At 28.7% G+C, this 19,107-nt stretch carries 16 protein-coding genes; 6 read left to right on the forward strand and 10 right to left on the reverse strand.

Annotated features, from left to right (window positions below; all coding sequences use genetic code 11):
* Positions 1–45: 45 nt before the first annotated feature.
* Positions 46–4,284, reverse strand: coding sequence for an acyl-CoA dehydratase activase-related protein (locus tag ACRC28_RS05760; protein ID WP_438542494.1), 4,239 nt, complete (start codon positions 4,282–4,284; stop codon positions 46–48).
* Positions 4,285–4,485: 201 nt separating this feature from the next.
* On the opposite strand from ACRC28_RS05760, the gene ACRC28_RS05765 reads away from it, so the two are divergent.
* Entirely contained in the window at positions 4,486–4,839 is a 354-nt protein-coding gene (locus tag ACRC28_RS05765; RefSeq protein ID WP_438542495.1) for a tetratricopeptide repeat protein, read from the forward strand.
* 25 nt (positions 4,840–4,864) lie between these two features.
* Here ACRC28_RS05765 and ACRC28_RS05770 read toward each other — a convergent pair whose 3' ends face one another.
* The 3 genes from ACRC28_RS05770 to ACRC28_RS05780 are packed head-to-tail and all read right to left on the reverse strand — an operon-like array spanning position 4,865 to position 7,824.
* Positions 4,865–5,926, reverse strand: coding sequence for a transglutaminase domain-containing protein (locus tag ACRC28_RS05770; protein ID WP_438542496.1), 1,062 nt, complete (start codon positions 5,924–5,926; stop codon positions 4,865–4,867).
* A gap of 10 nt (positions 5,927–5,936) precedes the next feature.
* Positions 5,937–6,572 carry a recombination regulator RecX gene (gene recX / locus ACRC28_RS05775; protein ID WP_438542497.1) on the reverse strand — a complete coding sequence of 212 codons (636 nt, stop codon included), beginning with the start codon at positions 6,570–6,572 and terminating at the stop codon, positions 5,937–5,939.
* A gap of 4 nt (positions 6,573–6,576) precedes the next feature.
* Positions 6,577–7,824 (reverse strand): M16 family metallopeptidase, encoded by a 1,248-nt coding sequence (locus ACRC28_RS05780; RefSeq protein ID WP_438542498.1) that lies wholly within the window; start codon positions 7,822–7,824, stop codon positions 6,577–6,579.
* A 168-nt stretch (positions 7,825–7,992) separates the two neighbouring features.
* On the opposite strand from ACRC28_RS05780, the gene ACRC28_RS05785 reads away from it, so the two are divergent.
* From ACRC28_RS05785 to ACRC28_RS05795, 3 genes are all read left to right on the forward strand, one after another.
* Positions 7,993–8,661: a response regulator transcription factor gene (locus ACRC28_RS05785; protein WP_438542499.1), complete on the forward strand. Its 669-nt coding sequence runs from the start codon at positions 7,993–7,995 to the stop codon at positions 8,659–8,661.
* A complete protein-coding gene (locus tag ACRC28_RS05790) occupies positions 8,662–10,185 on the forward strand; it encodes a HAMP domain-containing sensor histidine kinase (protein ID WP_438542500.1) in 1,524 nt (507 codons plus the stop codon). It begins immediately after the preceding gene.
* Positions 10,186–10,257: 72 nt separating this feature from the next.
* Positions 10,258–10,965 carry a YbhB/YbcL family Raf kinase inhibitor-like protein gene (locus ACRC28_RS05795; protein WP_438542501.1) on the forward strand — a complete coding sequence of 236 codons (708 nt, stop codon included), beginning with the start codon at positions 10,258–10,260 and terminating at the stop codon, positions 10,963–10,965.
* 190 nt (positions 10,966–11,155) lie between these two features.
* Here the strand turns inward: ACRC28_RS05795 and ymfI are convergent, their stop codons facing one another.
* The 5 genes from ymfI to glyA form a co-directional block, all read right to left on the reverse strand.
* Positions 11,156–11,896 (reverse strand): elongation factor P 5-aminopentanone reductase, encoded by a 741-nt coding sequence (gene ymfI, locus ACRC28_RS05800; protein WP_438542502.1) that lies wholly within the window; start codon positions 11,894–11,896, stop codon positions 11,156–11,158.
* A 9-nt stretch (positions 11,897–11,905) separates the two neighbouring features.
* On the reverse strand, positions 11,906–12,817 hold the full coding sequence (locus ACRC28_RS05805; protein ID WP_438542503.1) for a dipeptidase: 912 nt from the start codon (positions 12,815–12,817) through the stop codon (positions 11,906–11,908).
* Between the two features lie 21 nt (positions 12,818–12,838).
* Positions 12,839–13,747 (reverse strand): metallophosphoesterase, encoded by a 909-nt coding sequence (locus ACRC28_RS05810; protein ID WP_438542504.1) that lies wholly within the window; start codon positions 13,745–13,747, stop codon positions 12,839–12,841.
* 115 nt (positions 13,748–13,862) lie between these two features.
* Positions 13,863–14,870, reverse strand: coding sequence for a tryptophan--tRNA ligase (trpS, locus tag ACRC28_RS05815; RefSeq protein ID WP_438542505.1), 1,008 nt, complete (start codon positions 14,868–14,870; stop codon positions 13,863–13,865).
* Between the two features lie 169 nt (positions 14,871–15,039).
* Positions 15,040–16,275, reverse strand: coding sequence for a serine hydroxymethyltransferase (gene glyA / locus ACRC28_RS05820; RefSeq protein WP_438542506.1), 1,236 nt, complete (start codon positions 16,273–16,275; stop codon positions 15,040–15,042).
* A 194-nt stretch (positions 16,276–16,469) separates the two neighbouring features.
* Here glyA and ACRC28_RS05825 point away from each other — a divergent pair, with 194 nt between their 5' ends.
* Positions 16,470–17,234: a threonine/serine exporter family protein gene (locus tag ACRC28_RS05825; RefSeq protein ID WP_438542507.1), complete on the forward strand. Its 765-nt coding sequence runs from the start codon at positions 16,470–16,472 to the stop codon at positions 17,232–17,234.
* The gene (locus ACRC28_RS05830) at positions 17,235–17,708 is read left to right on the forward strand and encodes a threonine/serine exporter family protein (RefSeq protein WP_438542508.1); all 474 of its coding nucleotides are present in this window, start codon (positions 17,235–17,237) and stop codon (positions 17,706–17,708) included.
* A 14-nt stretch (positions 17,709–17,722) separates the two neighbouring features.
* Here the strand turns inward: ACRC28_RS05830 and ACRC28_RS05835 are convergent.
* The coding region (locus tag ACRC28_RS05835) for an efflux RND transporter permease subunit (RefSeq protein WP_438542509.1) at positions 17,723–19,107 on the reverse strand (1,385 nt) is incomplete at its 5' end.

A 19,107-nucleotide genomic window follows, 5' to 3' on the forward strand; every position in this document is an offset into this window, starting at 1 on the left:
AGTATAAATTTCTTTTTGTCAATGTTCTCTCTTTTTAAAATTATATTATTTTTGCTCTTCTTCTTTAAGCTTTTTAAAAGCAACAGATAACATAAGCTTAATTCTATTTATTTGGTTAACTTCTGATGCACCAGGGTCATAATCTACTGCAACTATATTAGCTTCTTTATATCTAGATTTTAAAGCCTTCATCATTCCTTTTCCAGTTACATGGTTTGGTAAACATCCAAATGGTTGCATACAAACTATGTTAGGAGCTCCTGACTCTATAAGCTCTATCATTTCTCCAGTTAAGAACCATCCTTCTCCTGTTTGGTGTCCTAATGAAAGAATTTCTGATGCAAGCTTTCCTAAATCTCTTATATCCCTAGGTGACTCAAATCTTTTACTCTTATTAAGCTCTTCTTTCATTACTTTTCTGTAACTATCCATATACTTCATAGCTAACATACTAAGATTTTTTTCCATCTTACTTGTTCCTAAGAATTTATTTTTAAAGTCACTATCATATGCTGAATAGAAGAAGAAGTCTAAAAGATCTGGAACAACTGCTTCTGCTCCTTCACTTTCTAAAATCTTTACAATATCATTATTAGCTGTTGGATGATATTTAACTAATATTTCTCCAACTACACCAACTCTAGGTTTTTTAATATCTAAAAGTTCTAATTCATCAAAGTCTTTGATAATTCCTTTAATAATTTTATTGAACTCTTTTTTCTTACCATCATTTGCTAAGCTTTCTTTAGCTATATTATTCCACTTTTCATATAATGCATCTGCTGAGCCTTTTACTTTTTCATAAGGTCTTGTTTTATATAAAACTCTCATGAAAAGATCTCCATAAATAAGTGCCATAAGGGCCTTTTTAACAAATTTAAGTGTTATCTTAAATCCTGGTTGCTTTTCAAGTCCTACTGCATTTAATGATAATACTGGAATATTTGGATATCCTGCATTTTTAAGTGCTAATTTTAAGAATCCAATATAGTTAGTTGCTCTACATCCTCCACCAGTTTGACTTATTATAACTGATGTATTATTTAAATCATATTTTCCTGATTTTAATGCTGCAATTATTTGCCCTACAACAATAATTGATGGGAAACAAGCATCATTATTTACAAATTTTAATCCTTCATCAACAGCTTTTGTATCATTTGCTGGTAAAATTTCTATATTAAAATCTGCTGATCTTGCTGCAACTTCTAACTTATCAAAATGAATTGGAGACATTTGTGGTACTAAAAGTGTATGAGTTTTTCTCATTTCTTTTGTAAATACAATATCTTTATATGAATTGTCCTCGTGTACTGGCTCATAATTATTTCTATCTCTTTCTTCAATAGCTGCTTTAAGAGATCTTATTCTTATTTTAGCTGCACCTAAGTTATTTCCTTCATCTATTTTTAATACAGTATATATCTTACCTTTTTCAGCTAATATCTCATTAACTTGGTCTGTTGTAACTGCATCAAGTCCACATCCAAATGAGTTAAGTTGAATCATTTCAAGCTCATCTGTATCTCTAACTAAAGCAGCAGCTCTATAAAGTCTTCCGTGATAAGTCCATTGGTCAACTACTCTAAGCTTAGTTGATAAATGACCTAAATGAGATATACAATCTTCTGGAAGAACTGCCATTTTAAATGAAGCTATAACATCTGGAATACCATGATTTATTTCAGGGTCAACATGATAAGGTCTTCCTGTTAAAACAATACCTTTCATATTATTTTCTTTTAAATATTCTAAAGTTTCTTCACCTTTTTTTCTTAAATCACTTTTATATGCATCTCTTTCTAAGAATGCTTTATTTACTGCACTTTTAGCTTCTGCCATAGTAACATTAAACATTTTAAATTCTTCAACTATTCTTTTAGCTAAACCTTTCTCATCATCTAATGATAAAAATGGTGCTATATAGTTTATATTTCTCTCTTTTATAGTATCCATATTATTTTTTATAACTTCCGGATATGAAGTTACCATAGGACAGTTATAACTGTTATTTGAATCACTGAATTCTTTCTTTTCATATGAAATACAAGGATAGAATATGTTTTTAAATCCACGTTCTACAAGTGCAGCTATATGTCCATGAACTAACTTAGCTGGATAACACGCTGAGTCTGATGGAATTGTATCTATTCCTTTTTCATAAAGATTTTTTGATGAAACTGGCGATAACTGTACTCTAAATCCAAGGTCTGTTAAAAGAGTAAACCAAAACGGATAGTTTTCATACATATTTAAAACTCTAGGAAGTCCTATAGTTCCTCTCTTAGCTTCTTCTACTTTTAATGGAACATACCCAAATGTTCTTTTAAATTTATATTTATAAAGGTTTGGAACTTCATCTTTTTTAATTTGCATTCCAAGTCCTCTTTCACATCTATTTCCTGATATAAACTCTTCATCTGTTGTAAATTTGTTTATTGTTAATAAACAGTTATTCCCACAAAGTCCACATCTTCTAAATTCTGAAGTCATATCAAAATCTGTTAATTCTTCTTTTTTAAGAATTGCAGATTCTTCGCCCTCTACATATCTTTCTTTTGAAATTATAGCTGCTCCAAAAGCTCCCATAAGTCCTGCTATATCAGGTCTTACAGCCTCCCTTTCTGAAATAATTTCAAAAGTTCTTAAAATAGCATCATTGTAGAATGTCCCACCTTGAACTATTATCTTTTTCCCCATATCTTTAGGATCTCTAATTTTTATAACTTTATATAAAGCATTTTTTATAACTGCATAAGAAAGTCCCGCTGAAATATCTCCAACTGAAGCTCCTTCTTTTTGTGCTTGTTTTACCTTTGAGTTCATAAATACAGTACATCTTGAACCTAAATCAACTGGACTACTAGATTCTAAAGCTGCTTTTGCAAAATCTTCTACTTCTATCCCAAGAGATTTACCAAATGTTTCAATAAATGATCCACATCCTGATGAACATGCTTCATTTAAAAGAATACTGTCTATTACTCCATTTTTAATTCTTAAACACTTCATATCTTGGCCGCCAATATCAAGAATAAAATCTACTCCTGGTAAGAAGTGGTCTGCTGCCTTATAATGTGCTATAGTTTCTATTTCCCCTATATCCATATGTAATGCAGATTTTATAAGTGCTTCACCATACCCTGTTACTGTAGCTTTCGCTATCTTAGCTTTTTCTGGCAACTCCTTATATAAATCATTCATTATTTCAACTATTTTCTTTAATGGATTTCCTCCATTTCCGCCATAGTATGAATATATGATCTCATCATTTTCGTTTATTAAAACAACCTTAGTTGTTGTAGAACCAGCATCTATTCCTAAGAATACATTTCCAACTGTTTCTTCTATGTTTCCTCTTTTAGCTTTTGCCTTTGCATGTCTTTCATTAAAAGTTTTAAACTCTTCTTCATCTTTAAAAAGCTTATCTAATCTTAAAACTTCATCATCTTTTGCATCAGACATACTATTTACTTTTTCAATTAAGTTTATAAAGTCTATAGGCTCCTCTTCCTTTGATAATAGAGCTGCCCCCATTGCCACGAAAAGTTGTGGGTTTTCTGGGAAGATAATTTCTTCATCTGTCAGATTTAAAGTCTCGATGAATCTTTGTCTAAGCTCCGATAAGAAATAAAGAGGCCCTCCTAAAAAGGCTATATTCCCTTGAATTGGCTTACCACAAGCAAGCCCTCCTATTGTTTGGTTAACAACTGCTTGAAGTACTGAAGCTGCAATATCCTCTTTTTTAGCTCCTTCATTTATAAGAGGCTGTACATCTGTTTTTGCAAATACACCACATCTTGAAGCTATTGGATATATTACTCCATAATTTTTTGCAAGATCATTTAATCCTGTAGCATCTGTATTTAAAAGTGATGCCATTTGATCAATAAATGCTCCTGTACCACCAGCACAAGTACCATTCATTCTTTGTTCTATTCCATCTTTTAAATAAGTTATTTTTGCATCTTCTCCACCAAGCTCTATAGCTACATCTGTTTGTGGAATTATTGTTTCTATTGTTTCTGTACATGCAATAACTTCTTGTACAAACTTTACTTCTAGCCAATTTGCCATAGAAAGTCCACCAGATCCTGTTATTGTCACTGATATTTTTATGTCCCCAAATTTTTCAAAGCATTCTTTCATAATATCTATTATAGTTTGCTTTATATTTGAAAAGTGTCTTCTATATTCACTGAACACCATGTTGTCCGTTTTATCTAGTACGACAACCTTAACTGTTGTAGATCCAACATCTAGTCCCAGTTTAAATTTTTCCATCTAATTACACCTACTTTTTCAAAATATTAAATCGCATATATTGATATTATATAATATTCATTATTAAATCAACAATAAACAAAAAATTTAAGGCAGATTTAAAAAAGATTTAAAAAATCATATTCTTTCCTCTATAAGTATATAATATACGATAAATGACTATAATGTAAATAAATAGTATTTATTTAGGAGGATTTGAATTTGGACTATTTTAATGAAGGAAATAAATTATATAATACACATGAGTATAAAAAAGCTATTGATTTTTATAAAAAAGCCGTGAAATCCAATGATAATCAAGCTTGCTCATATTACAATGCTGGAGTTTGTTTTATTAAACTTAAAGAATATCCTTCTGCTATAGATATGCTAAAGAAGGCTATTGATATTCAAAGAGAAAGTAAATACTTCTTTAATTTAGGATATTGTTATGCTATGCAGGATATTCCTAAAAAGGCTTTAATTTATTTTAATATGGCGTGGGCTTTAAATAATAAGGATGATGAGTGTGAAAAAGCTATTAAGCTTTTAATCTCTAAATATAAAAAAGATTAGGAAATTTTCTCCTAATCTTTTTTCTTTAATCCCACTGACCTGCAATACTTTGTTCTTTATGATCTTTATAAAAATTCTTATTATTAAAATAATCTCCTGCATCATAAAATGTTGGGTCTACATTTATCCATTCACCTAAGCTTTTTATATACACTTGATTCCATGCATGATTTATATATTCTTCTCCATTATAAGCTTCTCCTGTAATAAGTCTTACTGGAAGCCCCACAGTTCTTGCCATTGCTACATAAAGACAAGCATAATCAAAGCATATTCCACTTCTAGTATTAAAAGCTTCTATTGCACCACTTTTTAACTTTCTATCTCCACTCATTACAAGGCTAGCCTTTTCATTGTCATAAGTTATATGACTTCCAACCCATTCATAAATAGTTTTTGCTTTTTCTAGGTCTGTTGTATCGTTTTTTGTTATTTCTTTTGCCATTTCATTTATAGCACTATCACTTTTAACACCTTCACTTAAAGTTACTCCATTGTAATACACTATACGTCCATTTTCTATGTCCTGAAGTACTCCGCTTTTTATTTCATTTACTTTTAATCCACTTATGTTTTGTTCTATTTTTTTATAAATATTTATTTTATTGAATATTTGTATGTCTTTATTAAAAATATTTGCCTTGTTTATTATTGCTACAATACTAAAAATAATACAAAGTGTTAAGAATCCTTTTATAAATCCTAATACTCCTCCTAGTATTGCTTTTACAGGCACATTATCCTCAATATTTTTTAGAAAATTCCCTAATAAAATTTTATTTATCAGTCTAAAAATACTATATAAAATAAAATGTACTATCATAAAACAAATCATAATCAAGGCAAATTTAAGCAAGTATTTCACTATTGAATTTATATCAATACTTTCAATCAAATTCCCCACATAAGAATTTACATCATTAAAATAGCTAAATACAAAAATCATTGTTCCAATTAATGCTACACTACTTGAAATTTCATTTATTGCATAGCTTATAGCTTTTTTTCTAAATGCTCTAAGTACACCTTTTATAATTGGTACACCTATGACTAATAAACATATTAATGTAGATAAATTTTTCTCCATCTATACTCCTTTAATATTCTTCTTTATTCATAACCTTACTTATAATCTCTTTTGCAGATGAAAATTCATATCCTCTTCCAACTAAGTATCTAAAAAGCTTATCTTTTAATTTATACTTATCAGATTCTTTTCCTTTTAAAATATTATATTTCTTCTCACAAAGATGAAGTCCTCTTTCAATTTCTTCATCCTTATCAAATTCACTAAGAATTTCTCCTATAACTTCTCTGTTTATGCCTTTTCTTTCTAATGCAAACTTTATTTTATTGCTTCCTTGATTAAAGAGCTTATCTTTTATATACATTCTTGTATATTTAACATCATCTAAAAATTTATATTCTATAAGAAAATTTATTGCATAATCTATTTGTTCATCTACATATTCATAGCTTTTTAATTTTTCTCTTAATTCTTTTTCTGTTTTATAACTTCTTTCAACAATTTTTATAGCTCTTTCTTTACATTTAGAAAAACCATCTTTTAAAACTGCTTCTTTTATTTTTTCTTCATCTATTTCTAGATTTTTTTTAAGCCCCATTTTATATGAAAGTTCTACATCTATTGCAAATGCAAATTCATCATCCACATAAACATTTACTCTATCTTTGTTTCTTTTTCCTTCTTCTATTTTTGTAATTTTACCCAAATACTTAATCCTCTTTTCTTCTTAATATATGGATTGTTGGTTTAACAAGAACTTTTTTACCAATATCCTTAAGTTCTTCTTTTTTTATGTTATTAAGTCTTTTCATATCTTCTACAAACTCTAAAAGTTCTTCTTCTGAAAGTGCTTGATGAAGAACATAGTTACAAAGTTCTGCCGAATCTTCTAAAGTGCTTATAACAGCTGTTTTATGAACTTTTTTCATTATATTTAAGTCTCTATCAGTAAATGTAATTTCTTCTTTTATTATTCTTTCTATAATTTCATTTATAACTTCTTCTGTTTTTTCTACATCCTCATCTCCTACTGATGTATAAATATAAAGACTCTTTGACTCCTTACTTATATCTAAATGAGTGAAAATATCATAGGCATATCCTCTATTTTCTCGAACTTCTCTAAAAAGAATTGAGTTTGAGCTTTCACCAAGTCTATGATTTAAAATTCTAAGGGGAAGTTCTTCCTTCTTATCTAAATCATCAAAGGTATAAAGATAAACTATTGTACTTTGTTCTATATCTTCTTTATAGCTTTCTTTTCTTATATATTTATTTTTTTCTTTTACTGGCTTTATTTTTTCTTCTTTTCTATCTTCCCATTCTCCAAAATATTTTTCTACCATTTTTAAAGAATCTTCATGTTCTAAAGATGTAACTACTGTTATTACACCATTACTTGGTCTATAATATTTCTCAAAATAGCTTTTTATCTCTTCTCTTTTAAAATTCTTAACATTTTTTTCAATTCCTATAACTTCCCACTTTAAAAAACCTTTAGAAAAAGCAGTTTCATTTGTTTTTTTAAAGCTTAAATCCTCAATATCATCTTTTCCAGTTCTAAGTTCTGCTAAAATAACACTTCTTTCTTTCTCAATTTCAGCTTCATCAAATGTGGAATTTATAATCATATCACTTAAGAGTTTTGTCCCATTTTCTAATTCTTCTTCTAAACAACTAATTGTATATACAGTATTTTCATAATCTGTATATGCATTATATTCTCCACCTAAATTTTCAAGTTCACTATTTAACTCTTCATTGTTTAAATTTTTAGTTCCTTTAAAAAGCATATGTTCAACAAAATGACTTATACCTTTCTCTTCTAACTTTTCATACATTGATCCTATATTAAAACCTATATTTATTGCACCTATTCTTGTATCTTTTTTTATAGTTATAACTTCTAAATTATTTTTAAGTTTATGTTTTTTCACATCAAAGTTTAGTTTTATCATTCTCCATCTCCTACTATTAATTTCTATCTTTTTAATTACCGTCTTTTCTGTATTTTACAACAAAAATAGTCTTTATAAAAGAAGTTTGTATTTTCTATTCTTTTACTTAAAGTACTTTTTTATATATAATAGAGTTAAATATATATTTTTAGGGGGTACTTATAGACTATGCAGACAGTTTTAATTGTAGAAGACGAAATAAAAATACGCTTCTTAATTAGAGACTATTTTTTAAATGAAGGCTTTAAAGTTTTAGAAGCCTCAAATGGGGAGGAAGGTCTCCAAACATTTAGTCAAAATACAGTTGATATTATAATACTAGATATTATGATGCCAAAATTAAACGGCTTAGATTTTTTAAGCATAATTAGAGAAGTATCAAATGTTCCTGTTATCTTATTAACTGCTAAAGGAGAAGAAGATGATAAGCTTCAAGGGTATGCTTTTGGTGCAGACGACTATATGACAAAACCTTTTAGTCCTAAAGTTTTATTAGCTAAAGCAAAAGCTTTACTTAAAAGAACTGAAGCCAAAATTGATTCAAGTACTAAAGATTTTAATGGACTTAAAATAAATAAGCTTTCTCATGAAGTACTTGTAGATTCAAATTATATTCAACTTTCGCCTAAGGAATATGAGCTTTTAGTTTATTTAACAGACAATGAAGGAATTTCTCTATCTAGAGATAATATTTTAGATAATGTATGGGGAATAGATTACTATGGTGATATTCGCACAGTTGATACTAATATAAAAAGGCTTCGTGAAAAACTTTCATCTAAAGCTTCTTATATTATTACTGTTAGAGGTAGTGGATACAAATTTGAGGTGAAATAAATGAATTTCAATAATTTTAAAAATTCTTCTTTATCAAGGAAAATATTTTTCATAACATTTTTCGTAATAATTGGCCTTCTTGCAATTATTTTAATAGCCCAATCTCTAGTTTTTGAAAGCTTTTATGAAAAAAAGAAAACAGATAGCTTAATTAGTGCTGTAAATAAATTTAAAATTGAATATTCCGGGCATTTAAATAATAATGCTCAGATTTATTCTGCACTTAAAAATTTCGAAACTGTAAATGGTGCAAAAATTGCAATTTTTTCTCTTAATGGAGAACTTAAATTTATTCCTGGAGAAACAAATGCCGACCAAAATGATGTTAATATTTTAAAAGATTTTTGTTCTGAAATTTTAAAAAACAAAATAATTTTAAATAATATTCTAGGGCAAAGCAAAACTGTGTCCACTAGCTTTTATGAAAAAGGTCAATATAAAAATATTGGTATTGCATCTGCAATTTCAACTTCTACACATGTTGACTCAATTATTCTTTGTGTTTCATCAATACAACCTATTTTAGAAGCAAGTAATATTATTAGTGAATTTTATATTTACATATTCCTAGGTGCAACACTTCTTGCAATTTTAGTTTCTTATGGGTATAGTAAAAAAATCGCAAAGCCACTTGTTCAAATAAACAATGTTGCTATAAAAATGAGTAATATGGATTTTTCTGAAACATGTGCTGTAAAATCTGATGATGAAATTGGTCATCTTGCAAAAACATTTAACTTTTTATCATCAAAATTAAAATCTACTTTAGATGATTTAAAAGAAAGTAATTCAAAACTTAAAGAAGATATTGAGCGTGAACGCCAACTTGAAGTTATGCGAAAAGATTTTATTGCAAGTGTTAGCCATGAACTTAAAACTCCTATCGGCATAATTGAAGGTTATGCAGAAGGTCTAAAAGATGGTGTTGTATCGGGAGAAGACGCTTCCCTTTATTTACAAACAATAATAGATGAGTCTCAAAAGATGGGGAAGCTTGTTTCTAATATGTTGGAGCTTTCAAAGCTTGAATCTGGAGTTATTACTCCTCAATTTGAAATTTTTAATATAAATAGACTAGCGAAAAAAATCTTTTCAAACTTTAATTTAGAATGTAATGAAAAAAATATAACTATGATATTCGATCCTCAAACCGAATATTCTTATATAAAAGGTGATATTTTCCAAATAGATCAAGTTTTAACTAATATAATTTCTAACGCTATAAAATATTCACCTGAAAAGGCTACTATAAAACTTACTATCAGAAGTGAAAATGAGAAATTTATGGTTTTAAGCCTTTTAAATACAGATTCTTTTATTCCTGAGAATGAATGTGATAATCTTTTCAACAAATTTTATAGATTAGATAAATCAGGTAATAGATCAAAAAATAGTGCGGGACTTGGACTTTCTATTGTAAAAAATATTTTAGATATTCATAATTTTTCTTATAAATTAGAAAGCACTGCCCATGGAGTCTTATTTACATTTAAAGCTCCATTAGAAATTGTTGAAGATATATAATAATTATTAAATAAATTAAACTCCTTTCGGTAATACTACTTTTGTAATATTTATTTTGAAAGGGGTTTTTTTATGAAATCAAAAAAATTTAAATCACTATTTGCAGTTTTAATTCTTTCCCTTGGTGTTAGTTTAGCTTGTGTTTCTTGTGATGATTCAAGTACAGCAAAGACTCCAACTACACCTACCCCTACTACAGTATCAGATTCTAAAAACTATATTCCAATAGTTAAAATGAATCTTGCATCTTCTGGAATAAAAGATGGAATTATTGATGCTCAATATGGAGCAGCTTCAAAAGATAAGCTTGGGGCTATGCCACTTGAATCTATTCCATTAGAATGGTCTGGTGCACCAGCATCAACTAAATCATATGCAATTACTTTAATTGATTATGATACTGTTCCAATTATGGGGTTCCCATGGATTCATTGGATTGCTTCTGATATTCCTACTAATGTAACATCATTACCAGCTAATGCTAGTACTACAATGGCAAATAACATGGTTCAAGGAGTAACTAGTTATGCTAATGGATATCCGCTTCAATTAAATGGTCTTAAAGGATTCCAAGTTCCAAGAGATAAGGCTTATCATTATGGTGGAATGGTACCTGTAAACTTCCCTCATAAATATACTATGACTGTTTATGCTCTAGATACTACTTTAAATCTAAAAGCAGGTTTTGGATTAAATGATCTTTATAATGCTATGGAAGGTCATATTGTAGGTGAAGGCGTAGTTTATGGTACATATAACGCTTCAGTAACAAAATTATAATATAATATTTGAAGAGACTGTCTCTAAATAAACAGTCTTTCTACTGAAAGCTTATCCTTTGCATAGGTTATAGAAGCTTTTAGTTAAAATTAATAACCCAAATAGAAAAATTAAATTCTATTTGGGTTATTTTTTCTTTTTTCTCTTAAATTTACTACCAATTTTATTTTTGAGAAGCCTCTTTACTTTTTTAAATCATTCCGCCGTCAGCCTTTATTATTTGTCCTGTTATATAAGAAGCTTTCGAAGATGCTAAAAATAATACTAAATTTGCTACTTCCTCGCCTTCTCCAAATCTTCCCATTGGAATTTCTTCTTCTAATTCTTCTTTTTCTTCTTTACTTAAAAAGCTATTCATCTTTGTATTTATAACTCCAGGTGCTACTGCATTAACTCTTACTTTAGCCATTGCAAGTTCTCTAGCCAATGCCTTAGTAAATATATTCAATCCACCCTTACTTGCTGAATATATAGTTTCACAAGAAGCCCCATACTCACCCCATATTGAAGAAATATTTATTATACTTCCTCCATCATTTAACATATGGTTTGATGCTTCTTTAGCTAAATAAATTGGCCCTAAAAGGTTTACTCCCATTAGCTCTTCTATATCCTCAGCTTCTGTATCCATTAAAAGTCCTATTTTACTTATTCCAGCATTATTAACTAATACATCTATTTTCCCAAACCTTTTTATAGCTTCATCACAAATCCTTTTTGCGCTGCTATACTCCTTTGAATCTTCTTTTATATAATGTATGTTTTCACTTATTTTTAAAAGTTCTCTTAAAGCTTCCTCTTTCCTTTCTTCATCTTTAGAAAAAGTTCCTAAGACTTTAGCACCATTTTCTAAAAACTTCTTTACAATTGAAAAGCCTATTCCTTTTGTTCCACCTGTTACTATAACAACCTTATCTTTAAAATCACTCATTTTTTTCTCCTATTTAAATATTCTCATAGCATTTTTATAAAATACTTTTTCAACTTCATCCATAGTAAATTTATTTTTAATCATCTTATCTACAAGTATTCCCATTTCACTACAATCTTTAATCTCTACTTCATTTTCAATTCCATCAAAATCACTACCAAGTCCTAAACTTTCAATTCCTGCTTTATTTTTAATATGAACCATATGTTTAACTAAATCATCTACTCTTGTTATTTCAGAACTTCCTACAAAGTCTGCACAGAAATTTATCCCTGTAAGTCCACCTTTATTTCCTAAGGCTTTAAGCATTTCATCTGTTAAGTTTCTTGGATGATTTTGCACTGCACGACTGTTAGAATGAGTTGCTATAAAAGGATTTTTTGTTCTTTCTACTAAATCCCAAAATCCTTTATCTGAAAGATGAGAACAGTCAGGAATTATTTTAAACCTTTCCATCTCATCAACTATATCAAACCCTACATTTTTAAGCCCCTTATCCTTATGTTTAAATTCAAAATTTGGATATCCTATACTATTTTCATAGTTCCAAGTTAATGTAATAGCCTTAATCCCCATATTAGAAACCTTTTCTACATTGTATGGATTTCCTTCTAATACCTCTCCTTCTTCTATAGTAAGACAAGCATATAACTTTTCTAAATCCAAATCACCTTTGAAAATTTCTATATCATTTTTATTTTTAGACAGTTCCTTCATAAAATTTTCATGCATAAGTGAAAATTCTTCAAAGGGACTTCTTTTAATCTCTCCTAAATCAATGAAAAACGCAAACATCTGCATAAGTGCATCAGCTTTTTTAAGCTTTTCTATATCTACCTTACATATACTTTTATCTAAGCTTAATCCTTTCTCATAAAATAATCTACTTGCTGTATCACAGTGTAAATCTATAAACTTCATCACTTTTTCCTCCATCTTTTTTTATTTTACATAATTTAAGTAATCTTCTAATCTTTCTGGTCCTTTAATTATACTTCTTTTTATATATAAAAAGTCATTTTCATTAACTTCTATTGACCATCTTACAAGTGCTATTATACCTTTATTTAATTCAATAGTGGTTACAGTATCTTTATTTACACAACATCCATCATTAAAATAAAGCCCCTCTCCTACCTCTGGAAATATTGTATCATGAGTATGTCCACAAATTATAATTTTTTTATGTTTATTCGCAAGAATATTTAATTTTTTATCTAACTTTCCACCCTTATTATAATTGTTAGCAGGTGTCATTGGTTCTTTAAAACCCATTACCCCCTCCATAAAACTCCAAAAATACCTTACTAAAAATTTGGTTACAGGAATAAATTCATTATTCAAAAAATCTACTTGATGACCGTGCATAACTAAAATTTCTTTATTATAAGGTTTATAATTTAAAACTATACTTTCTAAAAATTCAATATTTTTTAAAAGCTCAATGCATTCTTCACCAAAATCTTTTTTAACTTTTTTAAATGCTTTTATTTGTGTATTTAAAAAATTCCTTTTTCTTTTTTGAATATCATGATTTCCATAAAGCATATACAATCTTTTATCTACTCTAAAACGATTTAAAACTCTAAAAACTTCCTTATAGGTATATGAAATATTGATTAAATTTTTATTTTTCCAAAGTTCATCTCCATCACCAATTTCAATTAATGTATACTTTTCCTTATAATAATATTTTAACGCAGACAAATAAATATTTTTATTTCCAATTAAGGCATCACTATTGTTCCCACTACCTCTATGAACATCGCTAATAAATACAATCTTACTTTCTTTATCAATAGAAAGTTTTTCACTTTTTTTTAGTAATTTTAAAACTCCTTTATCTCTCATATAATCACTTTCCTAGAATTAATATATCTTCAATATATGTGTCTATTTTAGTAAGTGTTATTTTCACATAAAAAAATAAACCAAAGCTTAAAATGCCTTGGCTTATTTTTTAAATTTATCTCTGAATTAATCCTATTTTCTTTTGGACTTTTCTTAATGTTTTTTGACCTATATAATTTGCTTTTTCTGCACCACTTTTATAAATAGCTTCAAGTTCTTTTTTATTTCCTAAAAGCTCTTTTACTCTTATTTGAACTGGCTCAAGCTCTTTTACTATTATTTCTCCTACATCCTTTTTAAAGTCTGCATATCCTTTGTCTTTATATCTTTCTACGATTTCTTCTGGAGTAACTCCTTCAATAGTAGAAATTATATTTATAAGATTTTTTATTCCTGGTTGTTCGTCAGTATAGTTTACTACACCTATACTATCTGTTACAGCTCTTGAAATTTTCTTTCTTATAACATCTGGTGGATCCATTAATAATATTGAAGCATTTGGATTGTCTTCTGACTTTGACATTTTCCTAGTTGGGTCTTGAAGATCCATTATTTTAGCTCCTGCTTTTGGTGTATATCCCTCTGGCACTTTAAATGTATCACTATATGTTGTATTAAATCTAATAGCAATATCACGTGCAAGTTCTAAATGCTGTCTTTGGTCTATTCCAACTGGCACTAAGTCAGTTTGATATAAAAGTATATCTGCTGCCATAAGTACTGGATAGTTAAATAAACCTGCCCCTATTGATTCACCTTTATTTACTGCCTTTTGTGATTTGTCCTTATATTGAGTCATACGACTAAGTTCACCCATATATGAATTACAAGTTAAAAGCCATGAAAGCTCAGCATGTGCTGGCACATGCGATTGTATAAATAAAGTATTATTTTCTATATCTATACCTGATGCTATATAAATAGCTAATATTTCTAAAGTTCTTTTTCTAAGTTCTGCTGGTGTTTGCTTTACTGTTATCGCGTGTAAATCAACTACACAATAATAACATTCATAATTATCTTGAAGCTTTACCCATGATTTTATAGCTCCTAAATAGTTTCCTAAAGTTAAATCACCTGATGGTTTTATTCCACTGAATATTACCTTTTTTTTATCTTCCATGAGATATCTCCTTTCTAGCTTTTATTTTGTATTTTATTCTATTTACTATTACATTCTACTTTATCTCAAAGCCTACCTTATGTCAAGAAACTAAGCCTTTTAAAGGCTAATTTTCCCAGAAAAAAAATAAATGCTATGATAGAATATTTTCACTATCATAGCATTCCTTTTATTTATACATTGTATATTTTTTACTTAATGACTTAACTCTTTCTTTTAATGAGTTTAAATCACCTTCTCTATTTTCTATTGCATCATTTATAATACTCCCAATTTCCTTCATATCTTCTACTTTATAGCCTCTAGTTGTAACTGCTGCTGTTCCAATTCTAACGCCTGATGTTACAAAAGGACTTCTAGTTTCATTTGGAACTGTATTTTTATTTAATGTTATTCCTATTGAGTCTAAAAGATTTTCAACTTCTTTTCCTGTTACACCTTTATTATTTAAATCTACTAATATAAGATGGTTATCTGTTCCATTAGATACTAATTTAAATCCATAGCTTTGAAGTGCTTCTCCTAACGCTTTACAGTTTTCTACTACATTTTTAGCATAATCTTTAAATGATGGCTCTAAAGCTTCTTTAAAGCAAACTGCCTTTGCTGCTATTACGTGCTCAAGTGGTCCACCTTGTATTCCTGGGAAAATATTTTTATTTAAATCTTTAGCAAATTTTTCTTCACAAAGGATAAGTCCACCTCTTGGTCCTCTTAAAGTTTTGTGAGTTGTTGTTGTTACAAAATGTGCATGTGGCACTGGACTTTCATGAACTCCACCTGCTACAAGCCCTGCAATATGTGCCATATCTACCATTAAATATGCATTAACTTCATCTGCTATTTCTCTAAACTTTTTAAAATCTAAATTTCTAGGATATGCACTAGCTCCTGCTACTATAAGCTTTGGTTTCTTTTCAAGTGCAATTTCTCTTATTTTTTCATAATCTATCATTTCTGTTTCTTTGTCTACACCATATGATACAAAGTTAAATAACTTTCCTGAAAAGTTTACTGAAGAACCATGTGTTAAATGTCCTCCATGACTTAAATCCATTCCAAGTACAGTATCGCCAGGCTCTAAGATAGTAAAGTATACTGCCATATTAGCTTGTGACCCTGAGTGTGGTTGTACATTTGCATGCTCAGCTCCAAATAACTCTTTAGCTCTATCAATAGCTATTTGCTCTATTTGGTCTACCACATAACATCCACCATAATATCTTTTATTTGGGTACCCTTCAGCATATTTATTTGTTAAATATGATCCCATTGCTTCCATTACAGCTTCACTTGTAAAGTTTTCTGATGCTATAAGTTCTATTCCTTCTTCTTGTCTTTCTAATTCTTTTTCAATTAGTTTGTAAATTTCCTCATCTTCTCTTTTAATCTTTTCAAAATTCATCTTCTCACCCCAAAATTTATTTTATTTTATTTTATAAAAATTATATGCTTTGTAGAGTTTTATTTCAACATCTTTTAATAATTTATATTAATTTTTTCATTTTACATAATTTTTATTATTATTTTATATTTTTCTTTAATATTTAAATTTTTTGTTATATTATTATTATGTATTAACCGGGGGAGGTATTTTTAATGGATATTAACAAACTTTTATCCCTTGCAACTAGAGCAGGAACTCTTATGCTTCAAAGTGGAGCTGAAATTTATAGAGTTGAAGAAACTATTTGTCGTATTTGTGAATCATATTCCATTGATTCTGTTAACAGTTTTGTAACACCAACTGGAGTTATGGTTTCTATTTGTGCAAATAATCAAACATATACTTTAATTAATCGTGTTTCAAATCGTGGCGTTAATCTTCATAGAATTGAAGAACTAAATGCCCTTTCAAGATATATTACAACTAATTCTCCAACCTTCGATTTTATTGAAAATACTTTAAACGATATAGCTGAAGAGAAGAGATATTCTTACCGCTTAACTATTTTTTTCTCAGCACTTGCTGCTGCTTGTTTTGCTCCACTTTTTGGTGGAAACTCTCATGATTTCATTATGACTTTTTTTATAGGTGGCTTTATAAAAATTCTATCTATAAAATTTGCTAAGCTAGAACTTAATGATTTCTTTATAAATTTAATTTGTGCAGGAACTGTTGCACTTTTAGCTATTATTTCCTTAAAACTTGGATTAATAAATAATATTGATAATACTATCATTGGAGGAATTATGCTTTTAGTTCCTGGTCTTGCTATAACAAATGCTATCCGTGATACTATTGCAGGTGATTTTTTATCTGGTATTACTAAAGCCTTTGAAGCTTTTTTAATTGCTGTTTCAATTGCTGCTGGAACTGGTATGGTTCTTAGCTTTTGGATTAAAGTTTTTGGAGGTATTTAAATGAGAGATATTTTATTTCAAACTTTCCTAGCCTTTATTTCTACAATAGGTTTTGGAATAATTTTTAATATAAAAGGAAGAAACCTTATATTTTCTTCTATTGCTGGTGGTCTTAGTTGGTTTATGTATAAGTTTTGTCTTTTATTTAATCCCTCTGTAACTTTTGCTATGTTTATTTCAGCTGTTTGCTTTAGTATCTACTCTGAAATTTTAGCAAGAAAGCTTAAAACACCTGTTACAACCCTTATCATATCTGCCTTAATCCCATTAGTTCCAGGTTCTGGTATGTACTATACAATGTATGCTGCTGTTTCTGGTGACACAATAAAGGCATTAAATCTCTCTATCGATACTCTTTCAAGTGCTGGAGCTTTAGCTATCGGTATCTTATTTGTATCTACTATAACAAGATATTATTATATTCAAAAAAATAAAAAAACTTTAAAAATCAGAAAAAAATCTAAGCCCCTTTAACAGGGCCTAGATTTTTATTTTTTCTTTACTTTATTTTTAAACTTTAATGATATTTTATCAAAAATACTATAGACTACCGGAACTACTATAAGTGTTAAAACTGTTCCAACACTTAATCCACCAATTACAGTCATTGCAAGAGGTAATTGTATTTCATTTCCCTCTCCAAATCCAAGTGCCATAGGTAAAAGTCCTATAACAGTTGTAAGTGCTGTCATTAAAATTGGTTGAAGTCTAACTCTTCCTGCATTTATTATAGCTTCATTTAATTCTTTTCCTTTTTCTCTTTCCTTATTTATGAAATCTATTAATACAATTCCATTATTAACTATAATCCCTGTAAGCATAATAAATCCAATCATAGCAGGAATACTTACTGTAACATTAGTTATAAACAACATTATTATAGCTGAAACAAATGCTATTGGAACTGTAAACATTATTATAAATGGATTTATTAAAGATTCAAATTGAGCTGCCATTACCATATACACAAGTATTACTGCTAAAACTAATGCTAATAACAATTGTGAGAAGGCCTCTTCCATTTGCTCTATTTCACCACCATAAACAATTTCATAACCACTTACTATATTGTAGTTTTCTAGACTTTTCTGTATTTCTTTTTTTGCTTCACCTAAAGTTTTGCTTCCATCTAACCCAGCTTGAATGCTAACTTCTCTTAATGAACCATTTCTCGAAATTTCAGAATATCCTTTTCCTCTCTCTAAGGTACAAATTTGCATTAAAGGAATTGTACTTCCTGTCATACTTGTTACTGTTATATCCTCTAATGAGGATAATTCTAGCATATCCTTATCTTTTAAAGATACGTAAACTTCATAATTTTGGTTATCTATTTTAGAATCCATCACTTTAGTTTCCTTAAAGTATGAACCTATTGATTGTGCGATTAAAATATCATTTAATCCATATTTAGCTGCCTTTTCTTTGTTTATTTTAAGTTTTATCTCATCTGTTTTTAAACTATTTGAAGATTTTATATTTTCTATTCCATCTATTTCTTTCATATTATCTATTACATCATTACTTATTTCTTCTAAGACTTTAAAATCTTCACCTTTTACGCTTATGCTTATAGGTGCCCCACTTGACATTTGCATTCCACCTGAAGAAACTTCTAATTTAGCACCTGGAATATTTCCTATTTTTTCTCTTATTTCTCTTTCTTTTTCTTTATCCTTCTTTTTTGTATCTTTATCTAATATTGCATAAATTGTTGAACTTTTCTTATTTCCAACTATTGAAACTGTTTGAACGTCTTCTACTTCACGTACCATTTCTGATATCTTTTTAGAAGTCTCTAATATAAACTCCTCATTCATTCCTTTTGGTACATCTACCTTTATACTTACAATACCTTGATCTGCTGCAGGGA

The sequence above is a fragment of the Clostridium sp. genome, assembly GCF_051650885.1.
Lineage (GTDB): Bacteria > Bacillota > Clostridia > Clostridiales > Clostridiaceae > Clostridium.

Coding starts and splice junctions, on each gene's coding strand:
- ACRC28_RS05760 (WP_438542494.1), bottom strand. CDS start 4,284: ATGGAAAAATTTAAACTGGGACTAGATGTTGGATCTACAACAGTTAAG.
- ACRC28_RS05770 (WP_438542496.1), bottom strand. CDS start 5,926: ATGGAGAAAAATTTATCTACATTAATATGTTTATTAGTCATAGGTGTA.
- ACRC28_RS05780 (WP_438542498.1), bottom strand. CDS start 7,824: ATGATAAAACTAAACTTTGATGTGAAAAAACATAAACTTAAAAATAAT.
- ACRC28_RS05785 (WP_438542499.1), top strand. CDS start 7,993: ATGCAGACAGTTTTAATTGTAGAAGACGAAATAAAAATACGCTTCTTA.
- ACRC28_RS05790 (WP_438542500.1), top strand. CDS start 8,662: ATGAATTTCAATAATTTTAAAAATTCTTCTTTATCAAGGAAAATATTT.
- ACRC28_RS05795 (WP_438542501.1), top strand. CDS start 10,258: ATGAAATCAAAAAAATTTAAATCACTATTTGCAGTTTTAATTCTTTCC.
- ymfI (WP_438542502.1), bottom strand. CDS start 11,896: ATGAGTGATTTTAAAGATAAGGTTGTTATAGTAACAGGTGGAACAAAA.
- ACRC28_RS05805 (WP_438542503.1), bottom strand. CDS start 12,817: ATGAAGTTTATAGATTTACACTGTGATACAGCAAGTAGATTATTTTAT.
- ACRC28_RS05810 (WP_438542504.1), bottom strand. CDS start 13,747: ATGAGAGATAAAGGAGTTTTAAAATTACTAAAAAAAAGTGAAAAACTT.
- trpS (WP_438542505.1), bottom strand. CDS start 14,870: ATGGAAGATAAAAAAAAGGTAATATTCAGTGGAATAAAACCATCAGGT.
- glyA (WP_438542506.1), bottom strand. CDS start 16,275: ATGAATTTTGAAAAGATTAAAAGAGAAGATGAGGAAATTTACAAACTA.
- ACRC28_RS05825 (WP_438542507.1), top strand. CDS start 16,470: ATGGATATTAACAAACTTTTATCCCTTGCAACTAGAGCAGGAACTCTT.
- ACRC28_RS05830 (WP_438542508.1), top strand. CDS start 17,235: ATGAGAGATATTTTATTTCAAACTTTCCTAGCCTTTATTTCTACAATA.